This is a genomic window from Sulfophobococcus zilligii (assembly GCF_055398255.1).
Window position 1 is genome coordinate 874,830 of the sequence record NZ_AP042406.1, and the last position, 12,947, is coordinate 887,776.

The following is a 12,947-nucleotide window of genomic DNA, read 5'->3' on the forward strand; positions in this document are numbered from 1 at the left end:
AGCTCCAAGGAAAAACTACTTTAAAATATCAACTAGTTTTAAAACAGCTTCAACGGCACTCCTACCAAGTATTCTAATCATTGCTTCTTTCCCCACATCACCTACATCATAGATTAAATCAGGTGTTTCACCAATAGGTATTTGACTGGCAATCCACTCCATTGTTCCGGTATGTGCAACTTTGAGATTTGATGGTTCCATCCTTCTGTCGACGAATAAAACATGGTATCCCTTTTTCCTAGCTTTCTCTACTACTTCCTGGTCATATCTAATATTTACTGCTCCATGTACATCAAACCCGTTTCTTATTAGTGCTAGTACTAGTCTAGCGAGGTGGCTTGAACCACCCATTTTAACATCACCTACTCTTACAAGTCTCCTCCCTGCTTTTACAATACGGCCTTCCACTCCTGCAACATCTAGTGGGCTTCTAGCATAGCGTGGATCTATGGTTTCAACGATGTTGATGCCTACTTCTGGCGTATATGGTAGTATGAGTTCCTGGTTTTCAAGTAGTATTTCAACGGCTTTTCTAACGCTCTCTACTGCTTTATACTTTAATGCCGGGATTTCAAGGTAGGCCATTGGGTTTACTGGACAATGCCCCCTACCTATTTTTAAACCGTAATCTATTGCTAAATCTATGAATTCTTTTGCGTGTTTAACTGCTTCAACTATACTTAGTCCTCTGGCTAGAAAAGCAGTTATAGCTGCTGAATAAGTGCATCCAGCTCCATGGAAGCATCCATGTGGATACCTAGGGGACTTGAAATAGTATACTTCTCCATTATAGTATAATACATCGACTACTTCCTCCAGGTTTAAATGGCCTCCTTTTACAATAACAGCTGGAACACTGTATTTTTCATGTATGGCTTTAGTTGCTCTAACAGCGTCTTCTAGCGATTCTACTTTAAACCCGGCGAGTACTTGGGCTTCGGGTGCGTTTGGTGTTACAATGAGTGCTTGTGGTAGGAGTTTTGTTTTTAATGCTTCAATAGCGTCTTCTCGGAGTAGTCTAGCACCTGATTTAGCAATCATTACTGGGTCTACTACGAGTTTTAAATTGAATTCTCTGACTGCACTTGCAACATGTGTAATAATATCTGTATTGCTAAGCATACCTGTTTTAGCCGCGTCTATTCCCATGTCTTCATATACTACTTTTATCTGCTCGTAGACTAGTCTACCCGGTAGATCATATATTGCTGATACAGAGTAGGTGTTTTGCGCTGTTATACTAGTAATTGCAACTGTGCCGTGTACTCCGAGAGCACTGAAAGTTTTTAGATCAGCTTCTATACCAGCTCCTCCACCAGAATCGCTTCCAGCAATAGTCATTGCAACAGGTATTCTACTCTGTTTCATTAAGGCCTCCCTAAATCACTTGATACTATTTCAGCTATTCTTCTACCAGACAGCAACATGCCAGTGAATATTGGGCCCATTCTATAGAGGCCGTGTAGTGCGGCCACAGCCATTCCAGTGGCGTATAGGCCCGGTATTACCCTCCCAGTGTATTCAACCACGTCTCTCTCTGCCTTCTCGGCGAAACCAGATTTTTCTCCTTTAACTAATAGTCCAAAGTCTCTGTTTTTCCTCGCAAGTATATTGAGTAATACTGCTTCATGCCCCGTGGCATCGATTGTGGCTTTAGACATCATGAATAATGGGTCTACGTGTAACCCGGCAACACTAATAGCACTCCACTTGAATACAACTCCCACTATTCTCAATGGGTTTTCACGTACAACCAGGTCTTCTACTTCTACTCCAAGAATAATCTTTGCACCAGCGTCGAGAGCTCCACTAGCGAGTTTAGTCATTAACTCTGCGGCGTCTACTACATAGTAGCCTTTCACACTTGTCTCGTTATACCTTATATTGAAGTCTCTGAGTACTCCGAGGCCTCTTTCATCTACTACTACTTTGTGGAATAGACTACCACCACCCCCTATACCGCCGCCATAGCTGAGTCTCTTCTCTAAGACGACTACTTTGAATCCCTTTTCAGCTAGGTATTTAGCGGCTGTTAGCCCGGAGGGCCCAGCTCCCACAATGACCACGTCGTTTTCCAAGTGTTCTAGTAGGTCTCTACTAGACTCTGAAATAATGAGTTTTGAAATCAGGTATTCTAGTTCCATTACCATCCCCTTGATTACTTAGTAATTAATTAATTAATAAATTTTTTATCAGTGGAGAAAGAGTTATTTAATGCCCGAGTTATGAGTAAATCCATTGAAAACAATGTGTCGTCTAAAAGGTGTACTAGTGGATTGAGTAGAAGCGAAGAGTATACTAGTATACTAGAAGAGACTACGCGTGGAGCATTCTTTCTATTCAGTGGTGGATTCATAGCAACAGCTCTCTCAGCACTAACAGGAATATTGATTGCTAGATTACTCGGCCCTGAACAATACGGTATATACTCACTTGCATTCACCATACCGGGTTTTCTCATGGTGTTTACTGGTTTTGGTGTCAACTCTGCTCTCACTAGATATATTTCTAGTTTATATAATGGTGAAAAATCAAGTAGACTAGCCTCTATGATTAAAATAGGCACGTTATTCATCATGTTTGAATCAATACTGGTCTTCATCTTGGGATACTTGTTTATTAATGAATTAACGAGGATTCTACTTGGTAGAGCAGACCTTGCAGACTACTCCCTCATTCTTCTCCCAACAATAATACTACAAGCAGTAATAACAGCGTCTATTGGTGTATTACTGGGTTTTAGTGATGCACTACGAGTAACATACATTAACATTATACAACAAGTATTTAGATTATTGATAGCCCCTCTACTCGTGGTAACCGGGTTCGGCCTTGTTGGAGCACTCTATGGAAACACTATTGCATATGGATTGGCATGTATAGCTTCATTGATCTATTTATACAAATACTACGTGTTAATTAGAGATGAAAACAACAATGAGCCAGCTACAAAAATACTATTAGAGATGGTTTCTTATGGAATACCACTATATATTTCCAGCGTTATTACTGCATTGATCGATACCTATAGAAACGCTCTCCTCGCTAGAATAGCAGACGACTACACTATTGGTAGTTTTAGTGCCGCATTTAGATTTGTAACACTGATAACTATTATTATGGCTCCAATATCAACAATGCTGTTTCCAGCATTTTCAAAACTAAATAATAATAGGGGTGAACTACGGAAAATGCTTGTTGTTTCAATAAAGTATTCCTCTATACTGGTAGTACCAGCCACAGTATTCTACATTGTTATGTCTCGTGAACTAGTAGCAGTATTGTTTGGAAGAGACTATTTATACTTGACTCCAAGATACTTCTCGTTGCTTTCAGCAAACTACTTATACGTAGCAGTCGGCTACATGGTACTAGGTAGTTTCTTTAGTGGAGTAGGTGATACAAGAGTAAACCTAGAAGCCTCTGTAATCTATGCTGGTTTATTTACACTACTAGCAATACCGCTAGCTAGGCTACTGGGAGTAGATGGACTAGTATACTCTATGATAATAGGTAATGGAGTTTCAATACTGTATAGTCTATACATAGCCCATAGAAAATACAGTGCAAAACCAGACTACAAGTCGTCACTAGCCATTCTAACAGCATCTCTGGTAGCTGGAGTACCAGTATACACTTTGTCATCAATGATAACATTTATTGGGGTACCATTAAATCTATTGAAACTAGTAGTGGGAGGCCTAGTATATCTATTCATATATACAACACTACTACCACTCCTAGGAGTAATGAAACAAGGAGACCTAGAATTCATAGTAAACGCGTTCTCCAAGATAAAACCATTAAAGCCCTTCATTGTACTCATAGCGAAATACGAAGAGAAACTGATTGGTAAACGTGTTTTTTACTAGCTGGATACTCGGCTACGGTGCCTCTATATATACTATTGCACTCAGTCCTCCTATTACACTATTTGTAAAGTTATAGTAGAACTTAGTGTATAATTTACAATTCGACCCACTAGGCAACTCCGCTCTAAGCGTTGTATTTGCAGTCCATCCAGAGGGGCTTGGAATCAACACTATTATACTCGTACTTCTACCTTTTTCCTCTTTGGTTTCGTCTTTGTAACTGGTGGTTTTGGATTTAGTAGTAGGAGTATTAGTGAGCCAGCTGTAAACGCTATTAGTAGAGTATATACTATGAAGAAGTATAGTGGTCTCCATGGAAGCCAGTAGACCCATGTATAAGTGGTTTTAGGTGGATATAGTATTATCCTTCCACCGCCCACGCTGTAAACAGTTATAGTATAGGGTAGTGAGGGGATAACATTTAGAGAGTAGACTCTTAGAAGCGAGTAGAGTAGAGATACGAGTAGTGAGGCTGAACCAGTAGAAGCCACCGTGTATGCTATCCAAGTCCTCCACTCCTTGAATACACCTATAACTCCGAGTACTCCAAAAGACAATGTAATCAACGCGAATAAATACATGAAAACAGAGATCACGGAGAGACTATCTAGTACAGGATATCTAACTGGTACACCGGCAACACTAAGCGAGTATCTCAATGGAGCTATAAAACCAGAAAGCTGGTATCCATCATAGTAGACGAGTGGCTGGAAGAGAATATACATAGTTACAAGAGAGGAACCCACAGCTAGTAGACTAGAGAGTAACAAGTAGCCTCTACCAAGTCTGCCAAGCCTCGTCCACCAATACCACTCAATCTCCTCTCTAACAAGCAAAACAAGGGGTTTTTCTTTCCTCCTACGAAACTTCAACTTCAACAATGCGGCTTCTCACCAATCCAAGCATTTTGTACTGGACTATAACCCGGTAAACGCCGGGTTCATAACTCGATAAATCAAATACTTCTTCTCCGAGAGCGCTTATTGTCATGTTATTCGAGTATACAAAATGCCCTTTCTTCAAGTCTAATACATGAATACTTGCATTGATAGAAACAGGGTTTGGATTAGATATAACTACCCTTGAACCCTCACTACGGACAACAAGGTCTCTCCAGTAGAATGTAATGAGATATGATGCTTTAAATACAGCTTTATCTAGTTTAAACTCACAGTATACAGGTATAGCCTCATATACAGATAGATAGGCGGGAACTGGGGGAACAGGCTCTAAAATCCTGTTATTAAAGTATTCTTCGTAGACACTCCGCGGTATGATAGCTACTATGGTACTCAAATCAACTATTAGTGTTTCCAGGGGATAGTTTACTCCATTACTTCCATTGCTATTGCCGTTAGTTGCAAAGCCGTTGACTACGCCTGGTGGTTTATACCAGCAGGTAGCATTAAGTAATGTATATACATTGTTTAAATTCAATCTGGCAATAAGTGTGCTATTATCTAGGTTGAAACTCCACTCTACACTAACACCTGGTAGATAGTATCTTGGAGTAGCCTGGTCTACATATACTGCTCCAACAAGTATAATATTGAGTGTGAGAGCTATTAGTAAACCCAACTCCATGACCCTGGATTCTCGTAGTATACGTAAATACCCCATTTTAGTATTATTCCACAAAGAGTAAGCTAGTAGAGAGAAATAAACTACTAGCAGTGGAATCCAAATATAAGGCGGTATGGATGCAACAATGTTGTAAATCCTCACATGGTTTCCATTCAAACTAAATCTAAGTCCACCATTACCGTTGGATACAACTACATAGCCTCCACCATTACCATTAACACCATTAACCATATATGTACCTGTAAAACAAGGAGTACTATAAGCCTCAACGAGACACACGAGAACACTACTTTGATTAACAGGTTTATACAAGTAGTATGCAAATCCAATTAGTAAACTCCACTGAGAAAAACCACTACTATCGCTGGTAGAAACAACAAGTACAACAGGGAAATAAAAAGCCTTACCAATAAGCAACAATAGAAACAAAACTAGTATAGAATAAGCTACAATGCTAAGGAGTTTCCCCCTGGAAGAAAAAAACTTTGTTTTAAAGACAATAGTTATCCACCTCTAGTTATTGTTATGGTGTTGGTGCCTCGCCAGATGTTTGTGTTACGTATACGCCTACTCTGAAGCTCACTGAGCCAGTACTGGTGGCATTAATGATCAAGTCTAGTTTTAATGCATCACCAGGGTTTAATATTATTGGACCTCTCATTGTTCCTTGGAGTAGATCTAGTTCATTAACGTATGCGTCATTAGTAGCATTGCGTAATCTTAATATGGCGGTCTCTAGAATACCATTATCATTTGCGTCGTCTTCAAGTCTAAAGTACACGTATACTGGAGCACTACCTTGATAGTAGCCGAAGCCATAGAAGTCTTGTATATACCAATAGCCAGTTGTAATATTTAGTTCTACATTAATACTCTCGTAGAGACTATGGCCATTAAATCTACAGGCAGTATTTCCTGGAGTTACTAATATGCGGTTACTTCCATATGTAGGATGTCCAGCATTTGTACCTGCTTTGGGTAGTGGTATGTTTTCTTGGTCGGCTGAGCTGTAGAATCCTGTACATGCTGCTCCAGTAGCTGTTGTTGCATCTCCTACTGTTATTGTACCTGTCATCCATCTGTAGGCGTATACTGTTGCGTTTACTACTGCTAGTATTGTTATTAATGCTATTGTTAGTAGTAGTATTTTTCTCTCCATGTATTTCACCCAGATTGTTATTTCCTTGATTTTAAAAAACCCTTTATAAATTTTATAGTCTAATCCTAATTGCTTGAAATTCTTGGTTTTAGTGTTTGATTTTTTAATTACTATTTTATATAGAATCCTACTCGAAATACTTCTCTAGTTTTTCTACTGGCTTCTGTTATTAGAGATATTTTGTATATTGATTCTCCTGGTGGTAGTTGTAGTGTATACTTGTTTGTATTCGACGTATCTATTGTAACTATGTGAGAGTTGTTTCTAGTGGTGAGTACCAGTTTAATAGTTGCATTAGTGGCTGGTTTTTCCACTATTATTTCTAGTTCTCTTGTTGTTGATAGATTGGCATAGTATAACGCTATATATTTGTATATCCAGTATCCAATAGTAGTATTGAGATATATTCTTAGAGAGTCGAAGACTGGTTTATTCTCTACAGTGCACACTAAATCACCTGGTATAACACGTAGATTGTCAACTCCTATTGGTAGTAGTGTAAAACCTATACACTCATATAAACCTGGTTCAACCCCTCTCTCAAATCCAATTACACGCGTGTATAGGGGTGTAGTGTTATACGCGTATACCCATGGATTAAATAGAAATAATAGTACACATAGAACTCCAATAATTGCCACTATTCGTAGAAGACCATGTAAAACCATTTTACATCACTTGTCTTCTTCCACTACAATAAGTAGGCGCCGGGGGCGGGATTTGAACCCGCGCGGGGTTTCCCCCACCGGCTTAGCAGGCCGGCGCCCTACCAGGCTAGGCGACCCCGGCTCCAATCACTATATTATTCAATAGGGGTTTTAAATAAAAATCTATTGGTTTTGAACACCACCCTGGGTTTTAAAGGGTTTTCTATGGGGATTTAATGATGGGTGGATGTAATGTATTTGAGACCAAGGCTTAGAATAATAACTGTTAAAATGCCGGATATATACTTAGAGGGTATTGATGAACTCGTTAGAATTGGAAAGTATAGAAATAGAAGTGAGGTTATACGTGTAGCAGTACGTGAATTACTGAGAAAAGAGCTTTGGATGAGAGAGGTAGAAGCATCTAGTTCTTTCTAATAGTCTTCTCTCTTGCCTTGTCTAGTATTAATACTACTAATGGCTCGTACTCGTCTAGTTTTTGAATACCGAGTGGTGGATTGTAGTCAGGTATAATCTTTAAAACTTCTTTCATTTCGACTGGTGTTTTATAGAGGATAGGATTTAATACTTCTATAGCGACTGCAAGCCCAGCTCCTCTTATGTATGCAAAGTCTTCTTCTCCAACACCACTAAGCGGTCTCTTATTCAATTCGCGTATAATGTATTCTGGGGAGCCCGTTATTACTTCTCCAACAGTGAATTCACCCATAAATGCTTTTACATCGCCTGATACATATAGAATAGCACGGTCTCCACTCTCTACTCTACTAGCTCCTCTAATCATTTTTCTTAAATCATATCTCTTCCTACCAGTAAATATTCTATATGCAAAAACCGGCTTGATTGGAACTATAAGCACTCCCATTTCAAAACCCTATTCTAGTAGACTGGATAACATGCTTATAACCCGTGTAGATAAATGAATTAAATAGATGCTGAAAGCTGGTATTACTGATTATTGATGAATGACACCGGGTCTGAGAGGTATACAGCCTTGGATTTGATTAGAGAGGGAGATAGTGTAGTAGTCTACTTGGATTCAAAGAGAAGATTTGTTATTAGAGTAGAAAAGGGTAGAATACTTGGTACTGATAAAGGCTTTATAAAACACGATGATTTGATTGGTAAACCATATGGTTCTACAATCGAGACGAGTATGGGTGTTAAAGCCTACCTCTATAGACCACTACGCCAAGACTATATTCCAGTATTAAAGAGGGCTACTCAAATCATCCACTCTAAAGACGCGGCATTAATGATTTACTTGTCTGGTATAGGACCTGGAAGTAGAGTTGGAGAAGCAGGAGTTGGATCTGGTGCTTTAACAACAGCTATAGCTTCGATTATTGGAGATAATGGTATACTATACGGGTTTGATATATCAGAAAAAGCATTAGCAACAGCAGTGGAAAACCTTGAAAAAACAGGATTAAAACACAGAGTTGCATTGTTTAAAAAAGATATTAGAGAAGGAGTTGGAGTAGAGGGTTTAGACGCTTTTTTCCTAGATATACCAGACCCCTGGAATGCACTGGATAAAATAGCACAAGCTCTAAAGAACTCGGGAACAGTATTAATCTATCTACCAACAATAAACCAAGTGGAAAAAACTGTAGTTGCAATGAAGAATAGTGGATATTTTGGAGATATACACTCGTATGAACTACTACAGAGAGAAATACGTGTAGAACCAGGTGCTGTAAGACCACACTCTAAAATGATAGGGCATACAGGCTACATTGTATTTGCAAGGAAACTAGCTATTTAACACCTTGAGGGAGGCGTTATTGTTCTCTATGAGAACCCTTCACGTAGAGGTAGACTTTGTGGAGGAGGCCGTTTTCATCTCTAACATCTATTTCTCTCGCTGGTTTCCAACCAGGTATTCTAAACTCGTGGCTGACAATTCTAACACCATCTCTCAATTCTCTCTCTAGTTTTGGTTTTAACATCTCGTTTACAGAGGTTAAGAGGAATAGTGTGACAATAGTTGCCTCGCTTATATCTACTTCGAAGAAGTCTCCATAGACAACACTAGCTTTATTTGCAATACCTTCATCTATCATTCTCGTAGATGCTAGTTTATATAGTTGCTGGTCTTTTTCCACGCCAACAGCTTTCTTGACATTGAATTCTTTAACTGCTACGATGAGAATTCTCCCATCGCCACATCCAAGATCATATACTATGTCGTCGGGGCCTGCATTTGCTAGTTTAAGCATTGCTCTTACAACTTGGTAGGGGGTTGGAACATACGGAACAAAGACCATTTAAACGCCCCTTACCAGGTATACAGAGATAAAAATGTTTTTCTAGGTTATTGTTGTTGTGTTGAGGGGACTTCAACACCTAGAGATTTCAGCTTCTCGAGCATTTCACTAATTGCTTTTTCCTCGTCTGGTTGTAGAGCATTATTTAATGGTAATTGTGAGAGTAGCCAGTGGACGCTTCCGTCTTCTAGTTCAACTAGTATTTGTGGTAGCCAAGCCATTCCAAACTCGTCTTTGTCGCCGTGTTCTATGAGGTAAACGTAGTCTTCTAGTTTAATGTCTAGTGGTACATTTAGTATTTTACTCAGGTTTTCAGCTAGTCTAACCCATAATTTATGGTATGGGTGGTGTTGAGCTGTAACTATAACTACTTTACTTACTTTCAATTCTATCAACCCGGTCTATTAATAATTAAAGCTTGGTTTATATAGATAGTTGTTTTGGTTTTCTCTCTTCTTCTGGTCTAACCTTGATAATACCGTAGTGTATAGCACATGATACACAATAGCACTTTTTAACTGGGTATTTCATTATAATAGCTCCCTTTTTTTCTAGTTCTTCGGCTAGTCCTGGAGGTACTGGACTATACATTCTCTCAACACATATAGCTTTATCAGCTGGTACTAGTGCACCACAGTTGTCACATGTTATTCTCTCTACTGATCCCTTGTCGCCTTTTCTACGTCCACGGCTTTCTCTCTTTTTGGGCAAATGGATCACCCTCAAAGACAAGTATTGATTTAATCCATTATATACTTCACGGGTAGATTAATAAACATAACGGGTTTTAAATACAGGTTTTATTGAGAGGAATACTTGAATAAACTAGCTCCCTTTGAAATATCCTCCCATTTAATACCAAGCGCCATTAACAATTGTTCTAGACCTGATTTCAATAACTCAATGTATTTATCGGGGTCTACTTCGTGTTGTCTAGCTAGTTGTATTGCTTTATATCCATCTCCACCTTTTACTTTAACAACTATTATTACGTCTCCTTCTTGGACGTTTACATTGTGTTTTCTTAATTGTAGTGCAGCTCTTACATGTGGTGGTTTGTTTTTAGTGTATGCTGAAGGGTCTTTTGTCAAAGCCATTTTAATAGCGAGTTGATCTAATGGTATTTCTTTTTGTTTTAATCCACTATAGTATTCTTTAATTGCTTTTTCCAACCATTCAATAAACGATATGAAGTCCTGTGGGCTCTCTACTTTTCTAAGCATGTCTAGTATTTCTTGGAAGAACGACTTTATGAATTCCGGTGTGTTGCGCTTCTTAGCTACGAGTCCCTTGATCTCTATTTCCCCGTTTTTAGTTCTACCTAGATAGTTCTTTTTCAACCCTGTAAAGATGACGTATGAGAATTCCTTGTCTATTTCTATATCTAATCCAAGGTTTTTCTGTATCCATTTTTGGAGTAGTTCTAGTTGCCTGCGTGTGGGGTTCCATGTGAATATAGAGTCTGTATCTCCATATAATACTTTTATACCCATTTCAGCTGCTTTTGTTACAATGCTCATAAAGGATTTTCTACCGAGTGCTGTTACACTCTCTGCTACTGCTGGTGAATATAGTGAAAACCTTTCATCACCGAAGACGCCGTAACTAGCATTAATGAATACTTTGATTGCTCTTTGTACTACGTCGTACCAGGCCTTTTGATCGCTTGTTATTGATGGGTCTTTAGCTCGCTTCTTATATATTCCTACTCTGAAATCTCTGAGTATCCCTATAACTTCAGCTGTTAAACCAGGTGCATCCATACAGACAGTGTGTAGGTGTCTTCCTGTTTCGTCTTGAACTGGTTTCTTTTCTTTACACCAATTCATATCTACTGTTTCATAGCTTAAATTGTAGTTCTTTATAACACTTGGATATAGTGATGCAATGTCTAATACTACTAGGTTGAAGAATACTCCCTGTGGTGGTAGTACAACTAGTGCACCAGCGTATTTTTTACCTTCAATAGCGGCTTTTGTAGATGCTCTTACCTGGCTTGCAATGTCTTCTTTATTTGGGATTAAGTAGTTTAGTCTACGGTGTTCCCAGAAAAACATGTTTTGTATCCATCCAGATATTTGTCTCCTACACTCTTCTTCAAGTGTTGTTTTCGATACACGTGCTAGTAGTATCATTAACTTCCAAGTGAGTTCGTTGCTAAACGTGGTTAGAGTGAGTGTTATTACAGCGTCTCGTAGGTTGTATGCTGCTAGATATCCAGCTGAAATATCACTAACAGTCCCCTCGATACCTATTTTAGATATTCCAAGTAGTGCTTGTGAAACAGCATCTAGTTTTTCTTCTTGGTATTTACCTCCAAATGCATAGTTCTTAATAGCTCTATTCGAGAAAAACCTGTAGAGGTCTATGTGTATACTGGAATCAAAGCGCGCGGCGTCTTCTTTAATTTGTATTGGAATAAGATATCTCGGTATACCGAGTCTTAAACACCGCATGTAGAGGTATACAAGGTCGAATTTATCACCGTTAAATGTTAACACTATGGGATACCGAGAGATGTCTTTAAATACTTCTAGAATCAATGCTATTTCCGAGTCGAAAACTTCTATTTCAGCATCAAGTGGGTAAATGTTTTCTGCTTCATAGATAAACGTGTTTTTAAAGGGCCTTGAAAGCACGTATACTTTTTTAAATCCATCACTACCAGCTATTGCAATACTTATTATTGGATACTCTGCTAGTTTTGGATTTGGTACTCTTCCTTTAAACGGTGTATATACCTCTATGTCGATAGAAGCCCTCAGTGCTTTAGGTGGTGGTTCTTCAAATAGTTTTGCAAACTCTCTTGCTAGACGCCTAGTTGACTCTGGTTCCTTCTCGAATAATTTATCAATGTTTTTCAAGACTTCAACTGGTATTTCTGGCTCGACTAGTACAGGGCGTTTTTCGCCGTTGTTTCCAATAGTGTACCTCATGCCGGGAATTAAACCCATATCGTATACGTAGTTGGCATGGTATTTTATCTTGGCCTCCCATGCTTTTGAAACCTTGTTTCTTACTTTCTTGACTACTAGTGGGTCTTTTGTAATCACTTTGACTACTTTAATCTTCTTCATTGTTAAAGGATTGATTTTTTCAACTTCTTCAAAACCCTCTACTCCATCACTACTACCTAGCTTTTCTTTTAATTCTTCAATGTTTTCATCTGTGAGAAAGTATGGTTTATGACCATATGGGTCTGGTATTCTAACTAGTTTAGAACCATCTTCGCTGAGAAACTCCATTACTGCTTTTCCTAGTTTACCATCGTAGTATACATTTAATAAATAGTGGGGTGTTTTAATGGATTTTTCAAATGGTTTTCTAAATGGGAGAATAAATCTCATTTGATTATTTGACGAGTTCTTGATTTGCGTGTTATTGCTCAATGTTT

General features: G+C 38.6%; 14 protein-coding genes and 1 tRNA gene. 3 read left to right on the top strand and 12 right to left on the bottom strand.

From position 1 onward, the window contains the following. Positions 1-15: 15 nt before the first annotated feature. Both ACZ5YP_RS04955 and ACZ5YP_RS04960 read right to left on the bottom strand, forming a co-directional pair. Positions 16-1,368: a bifunctional hydroxymethylpyrimidine kinase/phosphomethylpyrimidine kinase gene (locus tag ACZ5YP_RS04955; RefSeq protein WP_464834663.1), complete on the bottom strand. Its 1,353-nt coding sequence runs from the start codon at positions 1,366-1,368 to the stop codon at positions 16-18. Beyond that, positions 1,368-2,144: a sulfide-dependent adenosine diphosphate thiazole synthase gene (locus ACZ5YP_RS04960; RefSeq protein WP_464834664.1), complete on the bottom strand. Its 777-nt coding sequence runs from the start codon at positions 2,142-2,144 to the stop codon at positions 1,368-1,370. The genes ACZ5YP_RS04955 and ACZ5YP_RS04960 overlap by 1 nt, the downstream gene beginning before the upstream one ends. Positions 2,145-2,276: 132 nt before the next feature. Here ACZ5YP_RS04960 and ACZ5YP_RS04965 point away from each other — a divergent pair, with 132 nt between their 5' ends. After that, positions 2,277-3,872, top strand: a complete 1,596-nt coding sequence (locus ACZ5YP_RS04965) for a flippase (RefSeq protein ID WP_464834665.1) — start codon at positions 2,277-2,279, stop codon at positions 3,870-3,872. Positions 3,873-4,045: 173 nt separating this feature from the next. Here the strand turns inward: ACZ5YP_RS04965 and ACZ5YP_RS04970 are convergent, their stop codons facing one another. From ACZ5YP_RS04970 to ACZ5YP_RS04990, 5 genes are all read right to left on the bottom strand, one after another. Continuing rightward, complete coding sequence (locus ACZ5YP_RS04970) at positions 4,046-4,750, bottom strand: hypothetical protein (RefSeq protein ID WP_464834666.1); 705 nt, start codon at positions 4,748-4,750, stop codon at positions 4,046-4,048. Then, positions 4,731-5,873, bottom strand: coding sequence for a hypothetical protein (locus ACZ5YP_RS04975; protein ID WP_464834667.1), 1,143 nt, complete (start codon positions 5,871-5,873; stop codon positions 4,731-4,733). Before ACZ5YP_RS04975 ends, ACZ5YP_RS04970 begins: the two co-directional genes overlap by 20 nt. A 106-nt stretch (positions 5,874-5,979) precedes the next feature. Then, a complete protein-coding gene (locus tag ACZ5YP_RS04980) occupies positions 5,980-6,615 on the bottom strand; it encodes a hypothetical protein (RefSeq protein ID WP_464834668.1) in 636 nt (211 codons plus the stop codon). A 110-nt stretch (positions 6,616-6,725) separates the two neighbouring features. Beyond that, positions 6,726-7,283, bottom strand: coding sequence for a hypothetical protein (locus tag ACZ5YP_RS04985; RefSeq protein WP_464834669.1), 558 nt, complete (start codon positions 7,281-7,283; stop codon positions 6,726-6,728). A 37-nt stretch (positions 7,284-7,320) separates the two neighbouring features. Then, positions 7,321-7,404: transfer RNA gene (locus tag ACZ5YP_RS04990), tRNA-Ser, on the bottom strand. Positions 7,405-7,514: 110 nt separating this feature from the next. On the opposite strand from ACZ5YP_RS04990, the gene ACZ5YP_RS04995 reads away from it, so the two are divergent. Beyond that, positions 7,515-7,700 (top strand): ribbon-helix-helix domain-containing protein, encoded by a 186-nt coding sequence (locus tag ACZ5YP_RS04995; RefSeq protein WP_464834670.1) that lies wholly within the window; start codon positions 7,515-7,517, stop codon positions 7,698-7,700. Here ACZ5YP_RS04995 and ACZ5YP_RS05000 read toward each other — a convergent pair. Beyond that, on the bottom strand, positions 7,687-8,148 hold the full coding sequence (locus ACZ5YP_RS05000; protein ID WP_464834671.1) for an ASCH domain-containing protein: 462 nt from the start codon (positions 8,146-8,148) through the stop codon (positions 7,687-7,689). The genes ACZ5YP_RS04995 and ACZ5YP_RS05000 overlap by 14 nt on opposite strands. A 129-nt stretch (positions 8,149-8,277) precedes the next feature. Between ACZ5YP_RS05000 and ACZ5YP_RS05005 the strand changes: the two genes are divergently transcribed. Then, on the top strand, positions 8,278-9,051 hold the full coding sequence (locus ACZ5YP_RS05005) for a tRNA (adenine-N1)-methyltransferase (protein WP_464834672.1): 774 nt from the start codon (positions 8,278-8,280) through the stop codon (positions 9,049-9,051). 16 nt (positions 9,052-9,067) lie between these two features. Here the strand turns inward: ACZ5YP_RS05005 and ACZ5YP_RS05010 are convergent, their stop codons facing one another. From ACZ5YP_RS05010 to ACZ5YP_RS05025, 4 genes are all read right to left on the bottom strand, one after another. Further along, a complete protein-coding gene (locus ACZ5YP_RS05010) occupies positions 9,068-9,553 on the bottom strand; it encodes a protein-lysine N-methyltransferase (protein WP_464834673.1) in 486 nt (161 codons plus the stop codon). 47 nt (positions 9,554-9,600) lie between these two features. Beyond that, on the bottom strand, positions 9,601-9,939 hold the full coding sequence (locus ACZ5YP_RS05015) for a hypothetical protein (RefSeq protein WP_464834674.1): 339 nt from the start codon (positions 9,937-9,939) through the stop codon (positions 9,601-9,603). Positions 9,940-9,976: 37 nt separating this feature from the next. Continuing rightward, on the bottom strand, positions 9,977-10,264 hold the full coding sequence (locus tag ACZ5YP_RS05020; RefSeq protein WP_464834675.1) for a 30S ribosomal protein S26e: 288 nt from the start codon (positions 10,262-10,264) through the stop codon (positions 9,977-9,979). A gap of 89 nt (positions 10,265-10,353) precedes the next feature. Continuing rightward, complete coding sequence (locus ACZ5YP_RS05025) at positions 10,354-12,942, bottom strand: DNA-directed DNA polymerase I (RefSeq protein ID WP_464834676.1); 2,589 nt, start codon at positions 12,940-12,942, stop codon at positions 10,354-10,356. Positions 12,943-12,947: the final 5 nt, after the last annotated feature.